Here is a 24,803-nt window from a genome sequence, read left to right as displayed (position 1 = left end):
ATCTACCCACTTGACTTAACTGGGTAGATTTTGTAGAATCAGGGTATGAGACATTCAAAATATAAAAAGCAATTAGAACCCTTTCAGCATGTCCCTTTCTTCACAGCTCAGCAAGCTGCGGATCGGAACGTGCCAAGACATGCGATCGCTTATTTAGTCAAAAAAGGTACTTTGGAAAGAATTTACCCAGGGACATATCGCTTTAGTGAATATGAACCCGAAGTCGACTTTCAATGGGAAAATCTGGGACTAATAGCAGCGAGTATGCCGGAAGGAGTCATCTGCTTGATTTCTGCTCTTTGCTATTATGAATTAACAGATCAGGTGATGCGAGAAATCTGGATTGCTATTCCGCACAAATCTTATGCTCCTAAAAGGCCAAATACAAAAATCATCAGGATGCGTAACATCTCCCTCGGAAAAACCGAAATTTCTTTTGGTGAATATAAGGTAAAAATTTTTGATCGAGAGCGTTGTGTCATTGATGCTTTTCGCTACTTAAGCAAGGAAATTGCTATTAAAGCTATTCAAAGATATTTCCAAAGTACATACTACAAGCCTGACCCCAAGAAATTAGGCGCATACGCAAAGACATTACGCGTCAACATCACCCCTTATATTTTATCCTGTACAACATGACATCAGACTTGGAAAAATCTTTTAAAGCTAAGCTACGCGCAGTCGCAAAAGAAAAAAAGCGCGATCCGGCAGAACTTTGGCAAACTCTGACGCTAGAGCGTTTTCTCGCACGCCTGGCTAAATCAGAGTACCGCAAACATTTTATCTTGAAAGGCGGCATTCTCCTATCAAAATATATAGAAATCGGAAGGGAAACGACAGATTTAGATTTTCTTGCAAAGAAGATAAGTAATGAGCTCAACAGTTTAAAACTTGTTTTTGAGAAAATCGCAAACATTAATTTACAAGATGGCTTTCTATTTCAAGAAATTAAAGTTAGCGAACTTACCCATCCACATATGGGATATCCAGGAGTGGAGGTATCGATGATGGCTTATTTTGGAAAGACAAGGTTTAAAGTCGCAATTGATATTGGTTTTGGTGATATTGTCGATTCTATTGAATACTCGATTCCGCTTACAAAATCCTCCAAAGGCAGCCTTTTCGAAGGAAATATTACGCTCTCCTGCTATCCCAAAGAATTTATTTTTGCAGAAAAGTTAGAGACAATCATACATCGTGGATCATTCAATAGCCGTATGAAAGACTTTCACGACCTTTACTCCATGATATCCTCACAGCCATCCCTTGGTCATGTTGAAGAGATTATCCGTACGGTATTTGAACATCGAGAGACACAGCTTGCTCTGCCAATTACTCATGACGCGGATGAATTGAGCCGATTACAGATTTTTTGGAATGAATACTTGAGAAATTTACGTACGGGAAATTTAGCACCCCTCCCCGAAAAGATCGCTGATGTTATTGCTAAAATCAACAATTGGTTACGATTGAATACTGGGTTATTCACTAGATAAGCGTCTTTTAATTCTTCAAAATCTGCCCAACCATAGAAATCGCGTAGGTTTTAAAGAATTAGTGCAAATTCAGGCCTTGCCACAAAATTTCAGATAGGAATCGGCCTCTTTTTGATTTTTGAAAATAAGAAACTGGGTGTGCGGGTATTTTTGTCTAAGCTCATCAATCCGCGCTCTCTTATCCTTGTCAAAGTTCCAGGTATATTTCAAAATCCCCCAAGTAACAGATCTCAAGCTACCGAAGTCTTTTGTGTAATTAAATACTCTTTTGAAAAGTCTCAAAAAACAGACGATACGGGAAAAATGGAAATATACCGAAACAACTTGAAGAATTGGTCTTTGGCTGCGTCGGGCTTAATTAAGAATTTTCGTTCTCACTCGCGCCTTGCCTCTCGGCAATGGTCGCTCGCTCCGGACAAAAATTCTTAAGGCCCTCCTGGCCAAATTTCCAATTCTTCAGGTTGTTTCGGTATAGATCAGAACCTCTGCCTTAGCAAACCTCATTTCGAAAGTCGAAAAAGAACACCCTTCAACTATCCAAGCCTCTTCGCTCAGAATGGCTTGCTGAATCTCTATAAATTCCCGTTTATCTTTCTTTTTTCCATCCGGCTCAAACATATGCCTATCTAGATGGTGAACGGGAATCTCTAAAATTCTACCTAGATTGGAGGCAAATGTAGATTTTCCGCTCCCAGGAAGACCAATGACAGCAATTTTTTTGGGTGGGATTTTTTTCATTGAATGAACTCGCTACATTTGTGCTTTGATGGGCAAAGAATGATGCACAATCAAACGGACTGACGCGCTGGACTTTCCTTAACCAAAAGCGAAAAGGCAAGAGAGGCAAGCATGAACACAACGGCCCCGATCGCCTGGACCCAAAAGCTTCCAAACACACCCAATAGATAAGCGCCGATCGCCGGGGCCAGAGCCCCGCGCAAGGCGACGGTGATGATATTCAAACTGGTATAGGGACGGCTCTCTTGCTGCCCCGCAAACAGTGGACCGGACATATTCCACGCCAGCTCAGAGCCTGCCTGCATGACCCCGTAGACGATATAAGAGACGTAGATAAAGCCAATACCCCATTTGGCCGCCATTAGAAACAGTGGGAATAAGACGGCGAGTAAAGAGACGACTGCTGAAAAACGAAAAATACCGCCGTCATGGAGCTTTCGGGCGAAAAATGGCGAGGCGGCGGCGTAGCTGATTCCCTTGCAGAGAGAGAGAGCCAGCGCAAGCTCGACATAAGTTAAATGGAGCTCGTCGACAAAATACACGGGCATCGCAGGCTGCAAAATCATCAGCCCCGACCCTAAAATCATGAAGGAGGCCTGGAAGGCTGCAAAATCAGGCCTTTGCCTCAAAAGGCTGAAGGAGCGTTTCCAGGGATCGGTAAAGAAAGAGAGGCTAATGTGCCGGAACGGATTACTCTCGAGCGGAATGACCTTGTCGTTAGTGGTGGTGATTCGGAGGACGAGAAAGGTCGAAGTCAGCGAGAGGAGGGAGGCCCCAAAAAATATCCATTTCCAGCTGTACTGATAGTGATCGAGAAAAAAGGCAAACACAAACGGGAGAACCGCTCCCCCGAGATATCCGAGCGATGAGCCAAAGGCAAACGTTTGCTTCTGCTCCGCCTCACCTAAATTATTTTTCATCAGCTCCAGCCAGGCTGGAACTGTTCCTACCGCCATCGCCATGTAAAGACCGTAGGCTGCCAAGATAAACCCAACACTTTCTACAAACGGGAACAGGAGAAAAAGGGCGATTCCGGCGAATCTTGCTACCAAAATCGTCTGCGTCAACCTGAGCCTTGTCATCAAATGGGTAAAATAAAAAGAGGCAATCGATGTCAGAGGTTTTAGCGACACTAAAACGGCAAGCTGGAACGGGGTGGCGTGCATGTCCTTGTACAATATGATGAGAAGCATATTGTAAATTGCCCAAAGCGGGGTATCTAAAGCTCGTATGGCCAAATAAGTAAAGCGCGTCCTTACAGCCAGCCTGCTTTGATTGCTATCCGATACGGAAAGATGGTGCGTCATCAACAAAACATGATAATTAAAAAACTTTCCACCCTTAAAGTGATCTTACTTTGCCGACTCAAGCAGCACGAGATGAAGTGGTAAAGGGCTTAAGGAAGAGTCTACCAGAAAAGGAAGCAAAAATTCCCGAAAAATCGACTCAAACTTTTTAGTACGACAGGCTCTCTATACCGAATCAACTTGAAGAATTGGAAATTTGGCCAGGAGGGCCTTAAGAATTTTTGTCCAGAGCGAGCGACCATTGCCGAGAGGCAAGGCGCGAGTGAGAACGAAAATTCTTAAGTAAACCCGACGAAGCCAAAGACCAATTCTTCAAGTTGTTTCGGTATAAAAAAATCCCCAGAAAACAAAGTTTACCGGGGATTTTCATTTAACAAATAAAGAAATCGCTATTTATTTTTCAATTCCTTAAAAAACTTATATCTTTCAATAAAGCTCTTCGTCACATCCGCAATGCTTTCCTGAAGTTGATCCTGGATCTTCTGTGTCGATGCGACTTGAATACTGTCTGAATTCCAGGTGATAGCCTGCATGAACACGCCTTCGCTCAGCTTAGCTCGGGTCAAGTGCACTTCTTCAAAAAGACGGCCATCTACAGAAAAAGCATATCCTTCCGGGATGTTGTAAATGATCACTAGAACTTGGAAGAAGGGCAGCGGGGGCTTGCCGCTTTCGCTTCTGCCGGCAGGATCGATACCCGCATCTTTAAATTGCTTTTCGATCTCGCTTTTCAGCTGGTCGACAGGTATGTCAATTTTAAGATCGTCGGGTTTACTGATTTCCAGCTCCACCAATATCGAGTTGGATAAATTAAGCATGTGGTCGGATCCAATCCACTTACCGTCCTTCTGTGCTGTAATTCCAGGGTAGGTGTAGTGATCCTCGGCAGCTTGTGCATGCAATGCAAATAGTGCCATCAATGTCGTTAGAAGAATTTTCTTCATGCTGTTCCTTTCCTATTGGTTTGATTGAGGGACTGACACACCTTGCGCAGCATCTTTAAACTTGAATGATTTTAAAAAGTGATCGAACTCTCCTAAATTCACCCTGTCTTCTTTCGAGACTCGCGACAGGATATAGATGCTTTTGTTGTGCACAAAAGCAACTCCGTGGATGACGATCCTGTCGGCGCTCTCTATTGTAAATTTCACAGCTTCGTCACCGTTGAAGGCCATTTGCTGGATATCCTTCAAGGTATTTGTCGGAGCGTTCGCCACCAGATCTTTTACCGTATCTTCCAAAATTGTAGGATCTTGCGAGGGGTTGTAATCAGGGGGGAACTGAATTTGCGTCACCATGAAGAGTGTTGCGTCAAGCGCTTCAGACACTTGCAGCTTGTATATTTTGAGCTGCTTACTCTTGGGATCTAAGGCGTTGTTCGAAGCGGCGCGCGGTGGTGTGGGAAAGCTGACTTCGTATTGATGGCTGGGATCTTCATGGACCTTCCATTGTGCAAGAGCCTCTTGTGCAGGGGGCTCTGCGCTCTGATATTTCCCCTGATTGGAGCCTCTAACAAAAAACAGTACAGCCAGACAAACTACAACGATAGCAAGCAGAGGAACAGTCTTATTCATAGCACAGCCTTGTTGGTTATATACCTAATCTTCCTGTTGTATACAAAATAGGGGTATATCCCGAAAGAAAAAAAACCAAGACGCTCCATGCTGAAGAAGCTTTAAAATAGGGCTTATCAGAACCCCGCATTCCTCCATATTCTTACTTTTTCTCTTTAAGATTGCGCCTGAACGCGCTATATTCCGTGGCGTCTCCGGCCTTTACCCAAACTCACATCGACTGCCAAAAATAGTGATTTCAGTTTGCGGACGATTTCATGCCGGGACACGCCATCAAGACACTCACATCCTCTAACCGTAACGAAGGCTTTTGCTATGACACGAAGTCTCATGAAACAGTTGCTTCTCTTCGCCATCTCTTTGGGTTTAAGCGCTTGCGGCAATAAAGAGAGGGCCGATACAGCATTAAATTCCACAAGCTTAGTCATCGCAGCTGAAGACGACCCACACTGTTTCGACCCGCGGCTGATGCGAGACACCTGTTCGATCAATATCGCCCACATGCTGTATGAAGGTTTGTTCTTTCTCGACAACGAGGATACCCCCAGACCAGCTCTGGCAGAAAGGGTGGCAGTCGACCCATCGATGACCACCTATACATTCACGCTAAGAAACGCAAAGTGGTCCAATGGCGATCCGATTGAGGCAAAAGACTTTGAGCTATCGATCAAATCTATTATGGATCCAAGCCATCTGTCCCCTCATGCCAATCAACTCTACATGATCAAAGGGGCTAAAGAGGCCAAGGAAGGAAAAATCCCAGTCGATAAAGTGGCAATCAAGGCGATTGATCAGAAGACGCTGCGGATTGAACTTGAGGAGCCGACACCTTATTTTTTAACACTCGCCGCCACCCACTTCCTCTACCCTGTTCACGAATCGACCCTTAACGGCAGCGCCAACCCGCAAAAACCTGTTGTTTCAGGGCCGTTTGAAGTTGTCTCTTTTGCACCTCAGAACGAATTGATTCTGAAGAAAAATCCTCATTTCTGGGATGCGGCACAAGTGAAGCTGACCCACATTAAAGTTTTGCCTTTAAACGACCAGACAGCGCTTCAACTTTTCAAGCAGGGAGAGATCGATTGGGTCGGTTCCCCCATTGGAAGACTGCCTCCTGATGCCGTGCCCCGCCTCAAAGAGGAGGGCAAGCTCAAAGTGAAAGAAGCTCTCGGCACTTTCTGGATCAGAGTCAACACTTTAGATGCAACGCTCCGATCGAAACAACTGCGTCAGACTCTTTTAAACCATATAGACCGCGATAAAATTGTAGAACATATCACTCAAGGGGGGCAAGAACCAGCCCTGGCGGTCGTTCCGCCTGCGCTTTGGGGGAAAATGGACGACGAATCTGCTGAAAGGAGAACGGCACCGCTGAGCTCTTTGAAGTCAGAAGAGAGCCTACCCACACTAAGCCTGATCTATATCCACAACGAACGCAATCATAAAATTGCCCAGTTCTTACAGCAGGAGTGGAAACAAAAGCTCGGTATTGCCCTCCGTTTGGAAGCGCAAGAATCGAAGTCTTACTACGAAAGAGTGGGGACGGGTAACTTCCAACTCAGCATCGGCTCTTGGTTTGCCGACATCCCCGATCCGGTGAATTTCCTCGATATCTTCAAATTCAAGCACTTAAAAACCAACGGCACCGGTTGGGAAGATGCGAGATATATCGCCCTTCTGGACAAAGCAGCCAAGGAAGGAGATCCAGGCAGACGACTTGCTCTTCTCAGGCAAAGCGAAGCGTTGCTGCTCGAGGAAGCTCCTGTGATTCCTCTCTATTTTGCTGCATGGAATTGGGTTGGTAATCCAAAGCTGCAGAACGTACACCTCTCCCCTATCGGATTTTTTGATCTGCGTCACGCCTATAAAAAGGAAAGATAGCGTGATTTTGTTGAAGGCGCTTGTCGGACGAGCTGGCTTTTATTTAATCACCCTTCTTTTTTTGCTGACCGCAACTTTCAGTTTAATGAAAGCCATACCGGGTGATCCTTTCAGCGACGAAAAGGGAATGCCAAAGGAGGTTTATGAAGCCTCCGTCAAACGCTATGGACTTGATAAGCCCTACCTGACCCAGCTTGGCTACTACCTCGGCTCAGTCCTAACCTTTGACTTTGGCCTGTCCATCATGACACCGGAGAGGTCTGTCAACGCCATTATCAAAGACAGCTTTCCGGTCTCCTTAACCCTTGGCCTCTCTGCCCTATTCCTCGCCATAGGAGGAGGGCTCCTTTTTGGAGGCATCTCAGCGGCGGTAGAAAACAGAGCTCTTGACTCCATAACCATCACGGCCACCACCTTGCTTGTCGCTATACCCAATTTCTGTGTCGCCATCCTACTGCAGTATACGCTCAGCGTAAAGCTTGGCGTGCTACCACTGGCGCGCTGGGGAACTTTATCGCACGCCGTCCTTCCAACATTGGCTCTCTCGCTCTTCCCCATGGCGTACTTGACACGTCTGATCCGCGCCAATATTTCCGAGGTGCGCTCACTTGCCTTTGTCAAGACGGCTTATGCCAAGGGACTAAGCCCTTTCCATGTCGCTTCCCGCCACATCATACCCAATGCCCTACTGCCTGCGGTCGGGTATCTGGGACAACTCGCAGCGAACATCATCGTCGGCAGCTTTGTCATAGAGAAAATTTTTTCCATTCCGGGAATCGGTGGAGCCTTGGTCAAAAGCGTGCTAGGCAGGGACTACCCGGCCATCATGGGTTTGACAGCTTTCTTTGCCTACATTCTTTTTGCCTCAGTCTTTGCAAGCGACCTCCTTGCCTACCTGCTGGATCCAAGAATCCGCCGCCGGGAGGTCTCTTAGCCATGCGCGTCTATCAGAAGGCTGGCCTATTCCTTTTACTTTGTCTCATCGCTGTGTCTCTCGCAGGCCCTTTTTTCTCAGGACACCCCTATGATGCGATCGACCTTGAAATGAAGAACCAGCCTCCCGGAGCGGTATTTGTTTTCGGCAGCGATGATCTGGGGCGGGATGTGTTCACAAGAACATGCATCGGCCTTCGCATTTCGCTCCTGATCGGTGCCGCTGCCGCCATCATCGATCTTTTCATCGGAGTGACCATAGGCGCTTTCGCTGCTCTGTCCGGTAAAAGAACGGAAGCTCTTCTGATGCGCATCGCCGATGCGATTTATGCCATGCCCTACGTCTTGATCGTGCTCTTTTTTTTGCTGGTACTAGGTCCCGGAATTCTTTCGATGATGATCTCGCTTGCCAGCATCGGATGGATCACCTTAGCCAGGATTTCACTCAACCAGTTCAAAGTGGTCAGCGAAAACGACTACGTCAGATACGCCAAAGCTCAGGGAGCAAGCAAAAGCTGGATTTTAAGGAAGCACCTGCTTCCAAACTCGGCTAAGACTATTGCCGCTGCCATGACGATGACCGTGCCGACGGCCATTTTCACCGAGTCTTTCCTTAGCTTCTTGGGCTTGGGAGTTCAGGCGCCCATGGCCAGCCTCGGCACTATGATCAGCGAAAGCGTTTCAGCCATCGAATACTATCCCTGGCGGATCATCCCGCCCTTAGTCGCTGTCGCTTTATTAATCTTGAGCTTCAACCTGCTTGCGGAAATGAAAATGGAGGCATCATCGCATGAGTCCCAATCTGCTTGATGTAAGAGGCTTTACCTTGAGGAAACGAAACGGCGAGCCGCTCCTTAGCAATATTCATTTTTCGGTCGGGGCAGGAGAAATTGTGGGAATTGTGGGCCCTTCCGGATCAGGAAAAAGCACCCTTGCCAAATCCCTTCTTGCGCTACATGAAAAAGAATCCCTGCCCACCCATGAAGGGGAAGCTCTCTTTAAAGGAGAGGATCTTCTCAAGGTTTCTCCCAAGGCAATGCGAAGGATCCGCGGAAGAGAGATCGCCATCGTTTTTCAAGAAGCCCAGTCCGCCTTAAACCCACTCATGAACATCGGAAATCAAATCAAAGAAGCGCTTAGACAAACAGGGATAAAAAGCCGGAGCGAGCTTACAGAGTGCGCCCTTGACCTTCTTAAAACTGTGGGTCTCTCGCAAGACGAGCTCCAAGCCTATCCGCATGAGCTAAGCGGCGGGATGCGCCAAAGAGCGCTAATAGCCATTGCCCTAGCTCAGAAACCCGACCTACTCATGCTCGATGAACCCACAACGGCGCTCGATGCCACCCATAAAGCCCGGATATTGGATCTGCTTGCTGGGCTTAATCAAGCGCGGGGAATCGCCATCTTACTGATCTCGCACAATCTGGCGGAGGTAGCCGCCCTAGCACACCGGGTGATCGTGATGGATCAAGGGTGTATTGTCGAGCAAGGAACCTGGGAAACAATTTACGAATCTCCCCAGTCAAAAGCAGCTCAGGAACTTACCCTATACTTTGCGTGAACATATGCTCTCAATTATCAATCTCAATGTTGCTTATACAAAAGAAAAAATGGCTCTGTCAGAAGTCAGCTTCGATATCGGCGAAGGCGAAATCGTTGCCTTGATAGGCGAGAGCGGAAGCGGTAAATCCACCATTGCGAAAGCTATTGTAGGCATTCAACCCAGTCCGAAAGGCACCATCTGCTATCGGGGGGAATGCGTCGAGTCGATGTCCCGTCTGAAAAAAAAGCAAATGCAGAAAGAGATTCAGATCATATTTCAAGACCCCTACAGCGCACTCAATCCCAAAATGACCGTTTCCGAAGCGATCATGGAGCCTCTTATCATCCATCAAATGACTGATCAGCAGCATCCCGATTTCATCGCTAACCTTCTTCAAAAAGTCCTGTTGCCTAAAGAGTTTGGTTCTCGGCTAACCTCCAGCCTGAGCGGAGGGGAAAGGCAGCGAGTCGCAATAGCTAGAGCCCTGAGCGTTCGTCCCAAACTCATCATCATGGACGAATCCTTAGCTTCTCTCGATATCAAAACACAGCATGAAATCGCTCTATTAGTTCAAAACCTCAGCCGGGAAGAACTGCTCTCCATTCTGTTTATCTCGCACGATCTGAACATCGTACAAAAGATCGCTGGGCGGATGGGAGTTTTGCTGAAAGGAAAGATGGTCGAATGGGGCCCCTCCCCACTCCTCTTCAGCCATCCGAAGCATCCCTATACCAGGTTGCTTTTTGCGTCGAATCCGAGCTTTTTAAAAAAAAGAGGCGCTGTGGAGGGACTTCCACCTTTGGAGAGACGGTGCTCTCCGCCGGCCAAAGAGGGGCGTTGCCCCTTTTTAAACAGTTGCGCCTCGTCTATTTCTCTCTGCACCCTGCAAGAGCCGGATCTTCGCGAGGTGGAGCCCGCACATTACGTGCGGTGCTTTCTTTAACGAATATCCTTGCGACTACCGCTCAAGCTAGCGTACAGGAAACGCGGTGATGACGTTGTTGTTCTTGTCGGTGACAACGCGCAGCGCATAGGCCTTCTGCCCTTTCGTATCGGTTCCAATCGGCTTGTTAAATCTGTACTGATGGGTCTTGCGCCCCTGCCCGTGACTTGAGGGCCTGACAGACCCCTGTTTAATCGTCTTGGTGGCAATCGAATCCAGTTTTTTCATCGTCATCGACTTGTTGAAATGGGAAGTATTAGGCCCGCTGCTCGCCTTAAACCAGTGGCGCTGCTTGATGTGCGCTTGGCTGTGCTGCGAGATTTTCGCCTCAAGACTCTGTTGCGCAACAAAAGCACCGGCACAAGCGATAAAAAAGACAACCCATCGACCAAACATAATTTCTCCTTTACAAAATTGAATTTAGTTATTAATATCAACAAGATTTTAGTTAAATTAAATTAACAACTAATTAAGTAATTAAAAATATTGGGTAAACAACATGAATATTACACAATTCACAAAATCAAACACTGATTGCTTTCTGTTTCTCATGGGCAATATGCCGCTTAGCACTGCTTACAAAATGAGCTGCACCTGCAAAGCTTACCACCAAATGTTTACCGAGGTATTTAAGGAAAACAGAGAGGAGTGCTGCCTTCTGCTCGAATCGGGAAAGAATTACACAGCAATCGTCGAGCCTTGCATCCTTGAGCTTAAGACTGCGCTGATCGGGAACTTGTTGCTCAATAAGGAAGCTTTTGAGAATTACGTGGGAGTGCTCAGCAGAACCATTGCGGAGAACTTCTCTGAGCCGGCCTTAACGACCGACCCGGGCTCGGAAATTTTTGCCGAGTGCAACCTTCTCATCAATGATATGCCGCTCTTTCAGCTTTTGTGCCGGCACGGCTTCTTTACACACCTCGCACAAGCATTTTTGGAAAAGCATAAGGCCCATAAGAACAACCACCTCTTTTTTCTCTTCTGCAAGGACATGGTCAATAAGTTCGGTGCACAGCATCCTGAAGAATTAGAAATTATTTTCGAGATGCTTTTGGAGGGATGGAAATCAGCATTTTATGACCAATTTATGCAAGAGTGCAAAAAGTCGCCTGAATTCACAAAAGCGGTGATTACCGATCTGCAAACGTTCGATCCTGCCTATCTCTTAGACCAAGAGGATGTCAAGGGGCTAGTGGTGATTGATAACGCGCTAAACTTGCACTTCAAAGGACGAACAAAATTGTCTGAACGTCTAAAAGACGATATCCCCGTTCTCTTTAACGACCTGGTAAACGATCTGACAGCTTTACAGCTGTAAGTGACGGCACTTATACCGAAAGTGTCTCAAAATTTAGCTTTCTCAAAGTCAAATTTTGAGGCACTTTCGGTAAAGAGACCCTTTAGATATAAATTCTTTCCTAAAACAACCAATTAAGATATAGTTGAAGTTATTTAATACACTTCAACTAAATTTTAGGTTTCTTTGTCTGTTAATTACATAAATTCAGCTCCCTTCGACGTCATCAATACGATACTCCATCAAACTGATCTGAAAGCATTGCTCAATTTTGGTGCCACGTGCGCGGAATTTCACGGGTTAGTCTCGAGTGTATTCCACCACAATAGAGACGACTGCAAGACCCTGTTCTCCCGCAGCACCCAATATAGTAAAACAGCGGGAATATCCCTCGCCACTCTCAAAACCGAGTTCGCCGCCGATCTGCTTTTTCATCGAGATTGTTTTGCAAAATTTGCGGCAGCTGTCAGCAAAAAAGTTGCCTGTAGGACAATCGAACTGTTGGAGAGCGGGGGCGACGAGATCAGTGAGATCACTAAAATCATTCAAGACGATGAGTTTTTCAAGCTCTTGGAAGAGCACGGCTTCAGCGCCCACTATGCTGATGAGCTCCTCCGATGCCACCAGGAATCAGGTGACGACACTCTCTATTTTAATGCCATTCTCTTCGCAATTGAGTCGTTCCAGGAAAAGCACCATCTCCAATCGCTGAAAATCCTTTTCGACCGGCTCTATACAAGCTATCAGGAAAAGCTATTAAGCTCGGTGCAAGAGCGTTGTCTTAGCGACCCTGTTCTTGCCGCTCAAGTGAAATCGGGAACTTATCGCTTTACTGTAGACGAAATTCTCTATGAAGAAGATTTTATGGCCCTGGTCAATCTATACGCCAGATGGGCTAAAGCGACCAGCAGCCGCCTTACGATACGGATAAAACTGGCTAAAGAAATACCTGCGCTGATTAAAACGCTTGCGGAAGTCGAAAGCTTCTAAAATCAATCGCATGATTTGAGTTTGGTGCCCCTCCTCCGATAGGATCACATCACATAGCGAGGCTCTTTGGCAAGCTCGAGCTTTAGCGTCAGCGTTGTCTCGTTCACAATCTCTTCCGGTCCATAAAACTGAATGGGCCCTGGGTAGTGGTAGTCGTCCTCTGTGGCCCAATGGCTTCTCCGCTCTTTAAAGAAGAGAAAGGGCTGGCCGCTCAAATCCACTAGTGCCTTTTTAATCACAGGCTTTCTCTTCCCCTTCCTCATCTCAAGGGTGATCAACGAAGGCAGCGGGACTCCAAAAGCTTGCCACTCCGAAGGGGGGGAGGCAAGATTACGTATGCACGCGATATACCCCGTCCTCTTCTCCCGCAGAAGGGAAGCTGCCGTCATTCCCAAGGCGTAGCAGTAGTTGGCATCGAAACAAGAAGGGAGGCAAGAGCGGCCTTCGTACCCAAAAAACAGAGGCACCGGTGCAAATTTTCCCTTAAAGTCGCCCCTCGCTTTTTTCTCTTCAAGCTTCCTGCCGACCAGTTCAATCAAAAGACGCTCCGTTTCGATTTTCGAGACTTGGACATTGCCGTGAGGGTCTCTTTCCTCCAGTAGCTGCTGCTGCATTGGTGAGGGTAGCGCCAGGAAAAGGCTCTTCGCCCGGTGAGAAAGCCTTTCAAGGATTTGTTCATGGGAGGCCTCGTCTGCCATCTGAAGATTAAGTTCGTCAATCAACTCCCGAAACTCAGGGATGAATTCGATCAGCCCCTCGGGAATCAAGATCGCCCCATAGTCTTTTCCAAGCTGTGAGCGCTTAGCTACAAGCTGAACAATCTCATCGACAATCTCCCCGAGAGTCTTCCCCGAAGCTGCCGCCTCTTCGCCGATGATCGCCATATTCGGATGCGTTTCAAGAGCACACTCAAGCGTTAGATGGGAGGCTGTCCGGCCCATCAGTTTGATGAAAAAGGTGTATTTCTTCGCAGAAAGTGCATCGCGTAAAAGAGCCCCAATCGATGTTGCAAATGTTTTAGCGGCCGTATCGAATCCAAACGAGGCTTCAATCATTTCCGATTTGAGATCTCCGTCAATTGTCTTGGGCACCCCCACCACTGAAGTAGAACACCCGTTAGCAAGAAAATACTCTGCAAGTAAAGCGGCGTTCGTGTTGGAGTCGTCTCCGCCCACGATAACCAGGCCATCGAGGTGGAGCTCAAGGCAGCTTTTTTTGGCTTTTTCAAAATCCTCGGGCTTCTCGATTTTTGTCCTCCCCGAGCCGATGAGATCAAACCCTCCCTGGTTTCTCACTCTGTCCACATCCTGGTGGTTAAGCTCTCGGTGGATGTTATTGATGATTCCGGCAGGCCCTCCTAAAAATCCGATCAGGCGAGAATCTTTGTGCAACCGCTTCAAAGCATCAAACAGGCCGGCGATGACATTGTGTCCGCCCGGGGCTTGCCCGCCGGAAAAGACAACGCCCACATTAAGCGGACCGCCAGCGCTCTTACCCCCTTGTGCGAGCTCCACAACTTCCGCATGACTTAGATGCGGGAAGTAGGACTTCACATCGTCTGATAATCTTTGGGAGCGGGGTATGGGCTTTGTCACAAGACTCTCGGCTTGCAGCACTGAGGGAACAATTATTTTAGCTTTTGAACGCTCTTGATTTAAGAAATACATGTATAGAACCGTCTATTTAAGGGTTTCTTTAAACCACTGAATCGTCTCGTCGATAGAACGCTGCTTTTCGTCGAAATGCGAAAAATCGTGATCGGTCTTGGGCAGGCGAATGAACCGCGACGGGGCGCTGGCGCCCTTTCTGATACGCTCATAATCGTGAGCATGCTGCATTGTCACTTTGGTGTCTTCCTCGCCATGAATATGCAAGAGGGGGATGGAGCTTAACTCTTTTAGCGGGTTCTCGACACTAATGCGCATAAACCGCTCAAAAAACTCTGTGCTGCCCTGTTGTCCGTTGATCCGCATCATCTCACCCGCTTTTTTAGCGTCGACCGAATGGCTCAAAAGAAGCTGCCAATGATCCCGCCATTGCTCGCCGGAAAACATAGGGCACCAAAGAGTTAAACTTTTGATTCGTTTGTGCTGAGCGGCCGCTTCGACTGCCACGGGCCCGCCAAAAGAACGCGCCATGATGCCAAGTCTATCCGGATCAATCCCCTTTCTTGTCGTCAGGAAGTTGAGGGCGGCAAGTGCGTCTTCGACATAATATTCCGGCAACATCTCAGAGAACGCTCCGTCGCTGTCGCCCGACCCCCTGAAATCCATCCGGAAAGACGCGATCCCCTCTCTACACAGTTTAGAGGCGATCTCAACGTAGACGCGGTCTTTACCAATCTTGTTGCCTGCCAGGCCGTGGCAGAAAAAGACACAGGGCGCATTTGATAGATTAACGGGGGTGTGAAGCAGCCCAAAAAGCTTCATCCCTTTGATTTCCAGTGTAATGCTTTCGCGCTGTTCCTGATGCATGTGTCCCGACACTAAAGTTCACTTAAAGTTTATACCGAAACAACCTGAAGAATTGGAAATTTGGCTAGGAGGGGCTTAAGAATTTTTGTCCGGAGCGAGCGACCATTGCCGAGAGGCAAGGCGCGAGTGAGAACGAAAATTCTTAAGTAAACCCGACGGAGCCAAAGACCAATTCTTCAAGTTGTTTCGGTATAATATCAGTTCTAACATTCCGGAACGTTCGCTGCAAGCCCGCCAAGAGAAGTTTCTTTATAGATGTGCTTCATATTGTGACCGGTCTCCCGCATCGTCGCGATGACATGGTCGAGCGAGACTCGGTGGATGCCATCGCCATTTAATGCCAACACCGAAGCGTTTATCGCTTTGATAGCACCCATGGTGTTGCGTTCAATGCAAGGAATCTGCACAAGCCCCATGACCGGGTCGCAGGTCAATCCCAAGTTATGCTCCATTCCAATTTCTGCTGCATTCTCGACTTGCATGTCGCTCCCCCCCAGCGCAGCCGCAAGCCCGGCAGCTGCCATTGAACAGGCGACCCCCACTTCACCCATACACCCCATTTCAGCCGCAGAAATGGACGCTCCCTCCTTATATAGGATGCCAATCGCGCCGGCGACTAAGAAGAAAGTTACGATCCCATCTTCAGTCGGGTGATCGGTGAGGCGGGTGTAGTAGTGTAAGACAGCCGGAATGACCCCTGCCGCTCCGTTCGTTGGCGCAGTCACCACTCTGCCGCCATTGGCATTCTCTTCGTTGACCGCAAGAGCCCACAGGCTGACCCACTCCAAAAACGAGACCGGATCCCTGGAGGCTTCCGGTGACTTGGATGCCAGCTTAAGATAGATATCCCGTGCGCGACGCCGCACTTTAAGCCCTCCGGGTAAGACTCCCTCTTTTTCAATCCCCCGCTCCACACACTCTTTCATGACATCCCAGATTTTGAGGACACCCTGCGTAATTTCCTCATTTGATCGCCATGTCATTTCATTGGCTAACACAATGTCGCGAATGGATTTGTTTTCTCGGCTGCAGTGCTCCAGCAGCTCGCCGGCCGTCTTAAAGGGGTAAGGAAGGGGGTGATTTTTCTCTTCCAGCACAGAACTCTTCGAGGCAGCCTCTTCATGTTTAACGATAAAGCCCCCACCAACCGAGTAATAGACGTGCTGGTTGATTTCGTTGCCCGCGGCATCATACGCGGTGAAGCGCATTCCGTTGGGATGCGTAGGAAGCTGCTTGTCCATGTGGAATTTTAAATTACGCTCTTCGGCAAAGGGGATCCACTTGTGCTTTAGCAAATGAATCCGCTGTTCGCGCCTGATCGCCTCCAGCCGGACATCGATTGACCCGGGATCTACCCCTTCAGGCGTTTCCCCTTCAAGCCCCATCAGTACGGCAATATCCGTACAGTGCCCCTTACCGGTCAAAGCCAAAGACCCATAGAGCTCGACGACAATTTGTTCCGTCAGCGAAAGCTGCTGATTTTCCTTGAGCTCTTTGACAAACATCAAAGCCGCCCTCATCGGCCCAACGGTGTGAGAACTCGAAGGCCCAATCCCAATAGAAAAGAGATTAAAGATGCTGATGGCCATAATCAACTCCCAAGTACGACTATCGACGGGAAAGGCGTTTACCTATCCCTGACTACATCGTAGCACACTGGAATATATCGGTAGATGAAAAGAATTGTTCAAAAGATGAAGTTAGTGAAGTGCGACTAGAAATAACACGAAGTGTTATCTACTTTGATCTAATTAGAATTTTGTCATGATTGTTATAAAGGAAGGAATAAAAGGCTGTAGCGGTAGCCGGGCTCGAACCAGCGACACGCGGATTATGATTCCGCTGCTCTACCAACTGAGCTATACCGCCACAAAAACAAAATAGCGGGGGAAGGATTCGAACCTCCGACCTTTGGGTTATGAGCCCAACGAGCTAACCCCTGCTCCACCCCGCGATATCGTTTTGTTTATGCCAAGATATTACCAAACCGGTTTATTTCGAACAAGGTCTTTGTAAAGAAAGTACAAAAAACAGTGAAATCACTTCCCTCTTAATCCCTAAAGCGTTGATTTTGTAGGTCTAACGAAATCCCTCACTTCCCCGCCCAGATGCAAGAGAGGAAGCAGTTGTTGCCAAGTTTTCGCTGAAGCACCCTGATTATCAAGGACAAGGCGCACACCAGCCCGCCCCAACTCTTCCCGCTTTTGATCGTTTGCAAGAAGCTCTCGCACACTTTTGGATAACTCTTCTATCTTGATCATCAGCCCGGCACGGTATTTTTGCGCCAGCAGCGTAAATTCCGGCTGCTTGAACATGTGAGGTCCAAATAGCACCGGAACATTGAATGGCATCGGTTCAATAATGTTGTGCCCGCCAATGGGTGTGAAGCTGCCGCAAACGACCGCGATATCTGTGATTTGGTAGATAGAACCCAAAAGCCCCATCTGATCCACCAAGACCACGGCCGTGCTCGGACCCGCGGATTCTTTGGAAATTTGGGTGAAGGAAAGGCCGGCCAAACGCAGGGCGCCCGCCACCTGGACGAATCGCTCCGGATGCCTCGGAACAATCACAATCTTAGCTTGCTCCTTCTCATCCAGCTCCTTAGCCAAGTTGATGGCGAGCTCCTCCTCTCCAGGGTGCGTCGAGGCGAACACCACCGTCTTCACACTTTGAGTCACGCCAAGCCGGCTTCTTAACATCTCTTTTTCGCTTTCGCTTAAAGGCTTAATTTTTGTGTCGAGCTTGAGGTTGCCTGTAATCGATATTTTTTCCTTTGGGACTCCGAGAGCTAAAAAGCGCTCCTCATAGTCTTCGCTTTGTAAAAGAAACTGATCAATAGTGGAAAATAGCCGGTGGCTAATGAAGGGAAACCTCTTAAACCTTCGAGCGGATCTCTCAGAAATCTTTCCGTTAACCAAAGCAACCTGCGCCCCCCCCTTTTTGGCTTCATTCACGAGATGGAACCAGAAATCGGTTTCGGTAATCACCAGGAGAGACGGACGGATCTTCTTAAGAACCCTTTTCATGATGAAGGAGATGTCAAAGGGCAAGAAAAGGATATGGTCGGCCTGGGGAATGCTTTTTTTTGCCTCGTCGTTTCCGGTGAGCGTGATGGTGGTGACAAGGAGCGTACAGCCGGGAACCTCTTCCTTGAGCCGACTGGCCAGCGCAGAAACCGCTTTGACCTCTCCCACAGACACGGCATGGACCCAGACTACCGGCCCCTCGGCTGAAAGAGAGGGAAATCCAAAGCCCAATTTTTGCTTAAGAGCCCGCGGCAGAGCGGGGTTTTTGCGAAACCGGTAGAAAAAACGCGGGAGCGCAAGGATAGCTCCCACCGATACAAAGAAGTCCCAAAGAAAAGAAAACACTGTTTAGCCTCGCGCTTAATTTGAGTGCTTAAAACGCACCCATTGCAGGCATTTTAACAAAAGAGGACCTTTAACTGAAGGTTTACAGCTTAAGAGGAGAGGTGGAACTGTTCGGTAGCACAAAGCGTAAAGCTTTGGGGTTGGAGCATTTAGAAACCCTCCCCCCTTCAAATTTCAGATAGTCGTTCCCATATTCCCAGTAAGAACCAGAGCATGAGACGCAGCTCGGTTTGCCCAAGGTTTGCAGTACCTCTTCCTGTGTACTGCCCAAGGTGATGTATTTTTTTCCTTCCGGACTGATGATGAGATTGCCGGCAAGAGGAGATCCCCAGACAAGAAAGAGAAGGCTTATACTGGCAATTTTAAACATTAAAACCCCTTAGAGGCAACATTTTAAACGTGAACAACTATACTTGCAGGTTAGTTTTACAGCCATGAAAAGTTAAGGGGGTGCCTGCAAAAACGGTCTCTTGATTCTAAAGGCCATAAACTAGCCCATGTTGCTGCGGCAACAAGTGGATTATGGGATTCAATTCACTGGAGTTTTTTTCATCCTCAGCTGATGAGATACGCACCCATTGCCTTGCCCGATATGCATCCCTTCTGTATAATCACCCCGAACAAAGGATTGGTTAATGTCTGCATCACAAGAGACAAAAAAGGTCATTGGCGTTATCCCCGCGCGATTCGGAAGCCAGCGGCTCCCCGGAAAACCTCTCCTTCCCATTAAGGGAAAGCCTCTGATTCAACACACATGGGAAAACGCCCGAAAAGCCAAAAATCTAAGCGCCCTCATCATTGCGACAGACGACGAGCGGATTAAGAAAGCCGCAGAAGAGTTTGGCGCTTTAGTGGTGATGACTCCAGAGGAGTGTCCCACAGGCAGCGACCGCATTGCGTGGGTCTCCAAACACACCCCCCTCTTCCATGATGCGGAAATCATCGTCAATATCCAGGGTGATGAACCTGATATTAACCCTGCCGTGATCGAAGATTGCGTCGATGCACTGATTGAACATCCCGATGCCTCTTTGGCCACCGCCGTTGTCAAGATTCACTCCAGGGAAGAGGCCGAGTCTCTATCTGTTGTCAAATGTGTGCGCGATGCGCACGGCTACGCACTCTATTTTTCGAGAGCGCTCATACCGCACAGCAAAAATGGATGCTACTGCCCTGACACCGATTACTTCAAACATATAGGCATCTATGCCTACAAAAAGCCTTTCCTTGACCTTTATCCCTACCTTCCTAAAACGCCTCTGCAGCTTTCAGAGGATCTGGAGCAGCTACGCGTTTTGGAAACAGGACACAAAATCATAACGATCCTGACGGAGCACGATTCCTTAGGGATCGACACAGAACAGGACTTAAGAAGAAAAGTAGAGCGGACCACATGACAGTGAATTATATTTTCGTGACGGGAGGAGTATGCTCCTCCCTAGGCAAAGGGTTAACAGCAGCATCAATCGGTATGTTGCTTGAAAAGCATGGCATCAAAGTGGCGATGCTGAAGCTGGATCCATACCTTAACGTCGATCCAGGCACCATGAGCCCCTACCAGCATGGCGAAGTCTACGTGACAGACGACGGCGCCGAGACAGACCTGGACCTCGGCCACTACTTCCGCTACACAGACTCCCCCCTGTCAAGAGCCTCCAACGCCACCTCCGGACAGATCTATAATACAGTCATCCGTCGGGAGCGCCGCGGCGACTACCTTGGAAAAACAGTACAGGTGATCCCGCACATCACGGACGAGATCAAAAAGCGCATCCATGAATGCGGCACCCAAGAACCCGGCATCCAGCTTGTGATCGTAGAGATCGGCGGTACCGTCGGCGACATCGAATCGCTACCGTTCATGGAAGCAATCCGCCAATTCCGCCATGAGAACAAGAGCAGGTGCTTAAACATCCACCTCACCTATGTGCCCTTCTTAAAGGCTGCCCAAGAGTTTAAAACAAAGCCTTCGCAGCACTCCGTGCAAATCCTGCGCGAGATCGGCATATTCCCTGATATTATGCTCTGCAGATCAGAAATGACCCTCCCGGAAGATGTAAAAGCTAAGATCTCGCTTTTCTGCAACGTCTCGGAAGAAGCGGTCATCGAAGAAGTCGATGTCGAGCACAGCATTTATGAGGTGCCTATTAAGCTGCACGAGCAGGGCCTGGACACCATGATCGCCAAATTCTTCGACTTTAAAACGAAACAGATCCATCTCGGTGAGTGGGAGCGCTTGATCGACGTGATCAGGAACCCCAAAGGCAAAGTCACCATCGGCGTCGTCGGCAAATATGTACAGCATCAAGATGCCTACAAGTCAATTTATGAAGCACTGAGCCACGCTGCGCTAGATCAGGGCTACCGCCTGGAAATTAAGCGTTTTGAGGCCGACAAGCTCCCGCAGGATTCCGACAAATTCAAGCAAGAGATCGCAGGCTGCGATGGCTACTTGGTGCCGGGCGGTTTCGGAGAGCGCGGTTTTGAAGGTAAAGTGAAAGCGGCGCAATTTTGCCGGGAAAATAAAATCCCCTACTTTGGCATTTGCCTCGGCATGCAGGTTCTCGCCGTGGAATTTGCCCGTCATGCCGCCAACCTTGAGGAGGCAAATTCCACCGAAATCGATCCCAACACCAAAAATCCGGTCATTTCGCTTCTCTCGGAGCAACACATCGTCCAGGATTTTGGCGGAACGATGCGCCTCGGAGCTTATCATTGTGACCTCAAGGAGGGTTCGCTTGCCCATAAAGCCTATCAAAGCAAGCACATCTCCGAAAGACACCGCCACCGTTTCGAGTACAATAACAAATACCTGCCTGAGATGGAAAAAGCCGGCTTTGTCGTATCGGGCAGGCTGAAAGAGGGACACCTCTGCGAGATCGCCGAAGTTAAAGGACACCCTTGGATGCTCGGCGTGCAGTTCCACCCTGAATTCAAGTCCAAGCCAACAAAACCGCATCCCCTTTTCAATGATTTTATCAAGGCAGCGATCGCCAACCACCGGAGCCATTAATCTTTCATGAAAGGGATAAAAACACGCATCATAGCGATCGACTACGGGCAGAAAAGGATAGGAATTGCCTATTCCGATGAGACGAAATTGATCGCTATGCCCAAAGAGATGATCCTTACCGAAAGAAAACTGGAGAGGACTGCTTTAAAGTTTGCAGAACTCATACGCGCTCACGAAAAGGAGCTTGGCTACCAGGTAGAAGAGATCGTTATCGGCAAGCCTCTCTTGATGAGCGGCAAGAGCGGGCTTATGGCCGATGAGGTCAAAGCCTTCGTCGAGCTGCTCTCCAAAGAGTTTACGTGCCCCATCATTGCGTGGGATGAGAGACTCTCCTCTGTCCAGGCGGAAAGAGCGCTGATCGAAGCAAACCTGTCAAGAAAACAGCGCACCAAGCACGTCGATCAAGTCGCCGCTGTCATTATCTTGCAAAGTTATCTCGATCACAAACACATAGCAAAAGAAAGACAGACCTAACCGCTTCGCAGGGAGGCCTTCATGGCTCAGCGCTATATCCGTCCATTTTTCCGCTCCACCTGCATCGCGATCTTTTTTTTAGGGAGCACTGTCGAAGCCGGATTGTATGAAGGGGCCTGCTTTGCCAAAGAAGCGAGCACCTCTCACCTCTTGATAAGAACCGAAGAAGGCATCCTTATACGTCCGGAAGAAAAAAGGAGATGCTACGCCATCACACGATCGGAAAGCGGCGAGGACTGCCAGGAAGTCATACCCTGCCAGTGGAACTTAGTTGACGAGGGAATAGGAACGATTGAACTGGCAGCTGAAGAAGAGGGCACCCTCATCCCCCTCATGGAGCCCATTCATTTAGACGACATCCCTTATGCCACTCAAGCACTCGCGACGAAAGGATACACACTAAACCCTCATGTCGATAAGGCTATCTGGAACAGCCTGCTTCCCTACTTCCTCCCGGAGTCCCATCCGGCAAAGGAAGCGCTCGATAAGATATTCACCGTCAAGGAACGGGTCACCCTGAATGAGAAGTCTTTGAAAAAAGCGGGATTCAAAATCGTCCAAAAAGGCCAGTGGAGCAAAATGATTGTAGCCGGCCACCGCTACCTCGATGGGTATTTAGTGAAACTCTATACTGACGATGAACCGGACACAATTGATTGGGCTAAGTGCAAAGACAGGGTCAAAGGCGCCAAATCAGCCTCTGTCTGCATATCCAAAAACAATTGGAACCACCTCTTTAAGGTCCCCCAAAAATGGATCTACCCGCTACCTGCCGAACCTTCCCCGCCCCATGACATGAAGCGAAAAAATTTCATCTTAGTCGTCGAGGATATGCGTCTCATACCCGAAGAGGCCAATAAGACGCGCTGGGCATCTAAAGAGATCAGCAAAGAGCAGCTAAAGGCGCTTTACTGGCTTCTTAAGCTCGAAGGACTTCGCGACTGCGTTTACCCATTCAACCTCCCCTTTTCCGTCGATGGACGCATCGCGCTGATCGACACGGAATTTCATCATGAATGGCCGGTGCCCTTTGGCAAGATGACTAAATTTTTAACGGGGAATGCCCAGAAATTCTGGGCGGAACTTTTGGAAAGCGGTGGATCGGCACAATAATTTTTTGCCGTCGCGAGAGGCTCCAAAGCGCCTCTAAATTTTGGCGGTGGGAAAGGCTAGGGAATTGAACGAGCTCAAGTGACTATTAACGCTCTTCAAGCATTAGGCCACTTGCAATCTTTCAACCTTGGGAAGCCCTCTCATTATCAAAAGCCAAATTTCGCGTCACTGGCGGGGTATTTTATCTGGACAGATGGGAAGACCCCTTCTCTGAAAAGATCACCGTATAGTTATCGATCGCGATAAAATCCCTGATCACTTTACGCAACTCTTCCTGCCCAATCTTTTCGCTGATCGCCGCGGCCTCGACAATCGTGTCGAGCACCCAATCTGTTTCCCGTTCATTGACGATAAACAGCTGGAGCATCTGTTCGTTTTCGATGAGTTGTTCATGGGGATTGGACGAGAATTTCTTAAGATATTCGACCTCATCCGCTGTCGGCCCCTCCGCCTGCAGCTTCTCTAATGCCGCAACCACAGTTTTTTCAAGAAGGGCAGGGCTCGTTTCCGGAGTTCCCTCCCGCCCGCGTAGTTGGATGGTGATCCACGTCTCGTCGATGTAAGGATAAAAGGGAAAATCGTAAGACACGTAGGTTTGATTGTTTGAACGGCTATCCCTGCTTTTGAACACTTTTTCTAAGCGCCTGTCAATTAGCTTGGAAAGCAGAAACAGCTTTTTGAAATTGGTTTCGCTGATCTTCGTTTTCAGGGGAAATGTGATCCGGGTCAGCGTTTCTGTCGGGCCAAGCTGCAACGAGGGCACTTCAACTCGTGTGACTCCGCTCGGAAATTGCGGGGCGCCATTTTCTTTGGCCGTCATCAAGAACCGATTCTTCAACTGGAGTGGAATGGTTGCCAAATACCTTTTCACTAAAGAGACAATCTCCTCCTGTTCAAAACTACCCGTGATAATCGCAATAAACTCACCGGGATCGCCGAAAGATTTTTCATAAGCCTCTTTAACACCGGCCAGATCGGTCTTGGCCTTCAGCGTTTGAATACTAAGCTGCCTGAATCCTTTATAGTAGGCTGTGTTCAGGGATTTGGAGAGATAATCGAACATCCTGTTGGCGTCATAAGGCTGAAACTTAAGGGTATCGGTGAGATAGGACTTTGCCTGGGCATAGCCCTCTTCGGTAAACTGCGGCTCGGTAAAGAGCCAGTTAATCATCTTGAATAACGTCTCGACACCTTCTTCGGAAGCCGACCCCTCGATGGTGCGGCTGAAAGGGTAAATATCATTCGTCAACTCGACAGAATTGCGCCACATTAGCGAAGAGATCTGATCAGGGCTTAACTTGCCAAAACCCGATTCCCAAAGAACATCTGTCGCGATCCGCGCGTTAGCTTTCTCCTGCTTGATGAAACTGGTCCATCCACCTTGAGCAATAAGCCTGATCTCAAGTTCATCTTCGTCAGCTGCCACTTGCTTTAGAATGACGCGCATCCCGTTAGACAGCTGCATTTCACAAAGTTGGTGACCTTTAAACTCGCGGATTTCAATCCCTTCTTTCACCTCCTGCTGTAGGTGGGTAGAATCCTCCTGCTGCTGCGACCACGATATCGCCGGGGCTTGGGTCAGAATTGCAAAAAGAAGCAGAAGTCTTGAAAACATGAATTTCCTTGCTAAAAGTCAAAAAACGCTAAGTTTCA

General features: G+C 48.3%; 24 protein-coding genes and 2 tRNA genes. 13 read left to right on the top strand and 13 right to left on the bottom strand.

From position 1 onward, the window contains the following. Positions 1–45: 45 nt before the first annotated feature. On the top strand, positions 46–639 hold the full coding sequence (locus tag ELAC_RS04210) for a type IV toxin-antitoxin system AbiEi family antitoxin domain-containing protein (RefSeq protein ID WP_098038026.1): 594 nt from the start codon (positions 46–48) through the stop codon (positions 637–639). Next, positions 636–1,496: a nucleotidyl transferase AbiEii/AbiGii toxin family protein gene (locus ELAC_RS04205; protein ID WP_098038025.1), complete on the top strand. Its 861-nt coding sequence runs from the start codon at positions 636–638 to the stop codon at positions 1,494–1,496. Before ELAC_RS04210 ends, ELAC_RS04205 begins: the two co-directional genes overlap by 4 nt. Positions 1,497–1,952: 456 nt before the next feature. Here ELAC_RS04205 and ELAC_RS04200 read toward each other — a convergent pair whose 3' ends face one another. The 4 genes from ELAC_RS04200 to ELAC_RS04185 all read right to left on the bottom strand — a co-directional run bounded on the left by ELAC_RS04200 (position 1,953) and on the right by ELAC_RS04185 (position 5,115). Beyond that, positions 1,953–2,234: a P-loop NTPase family protein gene (locus ELAC_RS04200; RefSeq protein WP_098038024.1), complete on the bottom strand. Its 282-nt coding sequence runs from the start codon at positions 2,232–2,234 to the stop codon at positions 1,953–1,955. A gap of 50 nt (positions 2,235–2,284) precedes the next feature. Beyond that, positions 2,285–3,541, bottom strand: a complete 1,257-nt coding sequence (locus tag ELAC_RS04195; RefSeq protein ID WP_098038023.1) for an MFS transporter — start codon at positions 3,539–3,541, stop codon at positions 2,285–2,287. Between the two features lie 389 nt (positions 3,542–3,930). Further along, positions 3,931–4,485, bottom strand: coding sequence for a hypothetical protein (locus ELAC_RS04190; RefSeq protein ID WP_098038022.1), 555 nt, complete (start codon positions 4,483–4,485; stop codon positions 3,931–3,933). A 12-nt stretch (positions 4,486–4,497) separates the two neighbouring features. Continuing rightward, complete coding sequence (locus ELAC_RS04185) at positions 4,498–5,115, bottom strand: hypothetical protein (protein ID WP_098038021.1); 618 nt, start codon at positions 5,113–5,115, stop codon at positions 4,498–4,500. A gap of 315 nt (positions 5,116–5,430) precedes the next feature. Between ELAC_RS04185 and ELAC_RS04180 the strand changes: the two genes are divergently transcribed. The 5 genes from ELAC_RS04180 to ELAC_RS04160 are packed head-to-tail and all read left to right on the top strand — an operon-like array spanning position 5,431 to position 10,415. Further along, positions 5,431–6,996: a peptide ABC transporter substrate-binding protein gene (locus ELAC_RS04180; RefSeq protein ID WP_098038020.1), complete on the top strand. Its 1,566-nt coding sequence runs from the start codon at positions 5,431–5,433 to the stop codon at positions 6,994–6,996. A gap of 1 nt (position 6,997) precedes the next feature. Beyond that, positions 6,998–7,930, top strand: coding sequence for an ABC transporter permease (locus ELAC_RS04175; RefSeq protein WP_098038019.1), 933 nt, complete (start codon positions 6,998–7,000; stop codon positions 7,928–7,930). A 2-nt stretch (positions 7,931–7,932) separates the two neighbouring features. After that, positions 7,933–8,739, top strand: coding sequence for an ABC transporter permease (locus ELAC_RS04170; protein WP_098038018.1), 807 nt, complete (start codon positions 7,933–7,935; stop codon positions 8,737–8,739). Further along, entirely contained in the window at positions 8,720–9,490 is a 771-nt protein-coding gene (locus ELAC_RS04165; protein WP_098038017.1) for an ABC transporter ATP-binding protein, read from the top strand. The genes ELAC_RS04170 and ELAC_RS04165 overlap by 20 nt, the downstream gene beginning before the upstream one ends. Before the next feature lie 49 nt (positions 9,491–9,539). After that, positions 9,540–10,415: an ABC transporter ATP-binding protein gene (locus tag ELAC_RS04160; RefSeq protein ID WP_158227801.1), complete on the top strand. Its 876-nt coding sequence runs from the start codon at positions 9,540–9,542 to the stop codon at positions 10,413–10,415. 27 nt (positions 10,416–10,442) lie between these two features. Here the strand turns inward: ELAC_RS04160 and ELAC_RS04155 are convergent, their stop codons facing one another. Beyond that, positions 10,443–10,811, bottom strand: a complete 369-nt coding sequence (locus ELAC_RS04155; RefSeq protein ID WP_098038015.1) for a hypothetical protein — start codon at positions 10,809–10,811, stop codon at positions 10,443–10,445. A gap of 103 nt (positions 10,812–10,914) precedes the next feature. Between ELAC_RS04155 and ELAC_RS04150 the strand changes: the two genes are divergently transcribed. Continuing rightward, positions 10,915–11,733 (top strand): hypothetical protein, encoded by an 819-nt coding sequence (locus tag ELAC_RS04150; RefSeq protein ID WP_143406434.1) that lies wholly within the window; start codon positions 10,915–10,917, stop codon positions 11,731–11,733. A gap of 165 nt (positions 11,734–11,898) precedes the next feature. Beyond that, positions 11,899–12,702 carry a hypothetical protein gene (locus ELAC_RS04145; protein WP_098038013.1) on the top strand — a complete coding sequence of 268 codons (804 nt, stop codon included), beginning with the start codon at positions 11,899–11,901 and terminating at the stop codon, positions 12,700–12,702. Positions 12,703–12,746: 44 nt separating this feature from the next. Here ELAC_RS04145 and ELAC_RS04140 read toward each other — a convergent pair whose 3' ends face one another. The 7 genes from ELAC_RS04140 to ELAC_RS04110 form a co-directional block, all read right to left on the bottom strand. Beyond that, on the bottom strand, positions 12,747–14,369 hold the full coding sequence (locus ELAC_RS04140; protein ID WP_098038012.1) for a diphosphate--fructose-6-phosphate 1-phosphotransferase: 1,623 nt from the start codon (positions 14,367–14,369) through the stop codon (positions 12,747–12,749). A 12-nt stretch (positions 14,370–14,381) separates the two neighbouring features. Beyond that, positions 14,382–15,176, bottom strand: a complete 795-nt coding sequence (locus ELAC_RS04135; protein ID WP_098038011.1) for an alpha/beta hydrolase — start codon at positions 15,174–15,176, stop codon at positions 14,382–14,384. Between the two features lie 203 nt (positions 15,177–15,379). Then, positions 15,380–16,765: an L-serine ammonia-lyase gene (locus ELAC_RS04130; protein ID WP_098038010.1), complete on the bottom strand. Its 1,386-nt coding sequence runs from the start codon at positions 16,763–16,765 to the stop codon at positions 15,380–15,382. Positions 16,766–16,972: 207 nt separating this feature from the next. Further along, positions 16,973–17,045: transfer RNA gene (locus ELAC_RS04125), tRNA-Met, on the bottom strand. 12 nt (positions 17,046–17,057) lie between these two features. Next, positions 17,058–17,130 (bottom strand) — tRNA-Met (locus ELAC_RS04120). Between the two features lie 103 nt (positions 17,131–17,233). After that, positions 17,234–18,550, bottom strand: a complete 1,317-nt coding sequence (locus ELAC_RS04115; RefSeq protein ID WP_098038009.1) for a 3-deoxy-D-manno-octulosonic acid transferase — start codon at positions 18,548–18,550, stop codon at positions 17,234–17,236. An 82-nt stretch (positions 18,551–18,632) separates the two neighbouring features. Next, positions 18,633–18,920: a hypothetical protein gene (locus ELAC_RS04110; protein WP_098038008.1), complete on the bottom strand. Its 288-nt coding sequence runs from the start codon at positions 18,918–18,920 to the stop codon at positions 18,633–18,635. Between the two features lie 265 nt (positions 18,921–19,185). Between ELAC_RS04110 and kdsB the strand changes: the two genes are divergently transcribed. Genes kdsB through ELAC_RS04090 form a run of 4 tightly spaced genes read left to right on the top strand, consistent with a single transcriptional unit; the run spans position 19,186 to position 23,150 of the window. Next, complete coding sequence (gene kdsB, locus ELAC_RS04105; RefSeq protein ID WP_098038007.1) at positions 19,186–19,947, top strand: 3-deoxy-manno-octulosonate cytidylyltransferase; 762 nt, start codon at positions 19,186–19,188, stop codon at positions 19,945–19,947. After that, positions 19,944–21,563 carry a CTP synthase gene (locus tag ELAC_RS04100; protein WP_098038006.1) on the top strand — a complete coding sequence of 540 codons (1,620 nt, stop codon included), beginning with the start codon at positions 19,944–19,946 and terminating at the stop codon, positions 21,561–21,563. Before kdsB ends, ELAC_RS04100 begins: the two co-directional genes overlap by 4 nt. 6 nt (positions 21,564–21,569) lie before the next feature. Further along, the gene (ruvX, locus tag ELAC_RS04095; RefSeq protein WP_098038005.1) at positions 21,570–22,037 is read left to right on the top strand and encodes a Holliday junction resolvase RuvX; all 468 of its coding nucleotides are present in this window, start codon (positions 21,570–21,572) and stop codon (positions 22,035–22,037) included. A gap of 21 nt (positions 22,038–22,058) precedes the next feature. Continuing rightward, positions 22,059–23,150, top strand: coding sequence for a hypothetical protein (locus ELAC_RS04090; RefSeq protein ID WP_098038004.1), 1,092 nt, complete (start codon positions 22,059–22,061; stop codon positions 23,148–23,150). Between the two features lie 181 nt (positions 23,151–23,331). Here ELAC_RS04090 and ELAC_RS04085 read toward each other — a convergent pair whose 3' ends face one another. Beyond that, entirely contained in the window at positions 23,332–24,765 is a 1,434-nt protein-coding gene (locus ELAC_RS04085) for a peptidase M16 family protein (RefSeq protein ID WP_098038003.1), read from the bottom strand. Positions 24,766–24,803 lie beyond the last annotated feature (38 nt).

The organism is Estrella lausannensis (genome assembly GCF_900000175.1).
GTDB lineage: Bacteria > Chlamydiota > Chlamydiia > Chlamydiales > Criblamydiaceae > Estrella > Estrella lausannensis.
The sequence above is the reverse complement of the archived record's forward strand: the minus strand, read 5'-3'. Positions and strand labels throughout refer to the sequence as shown.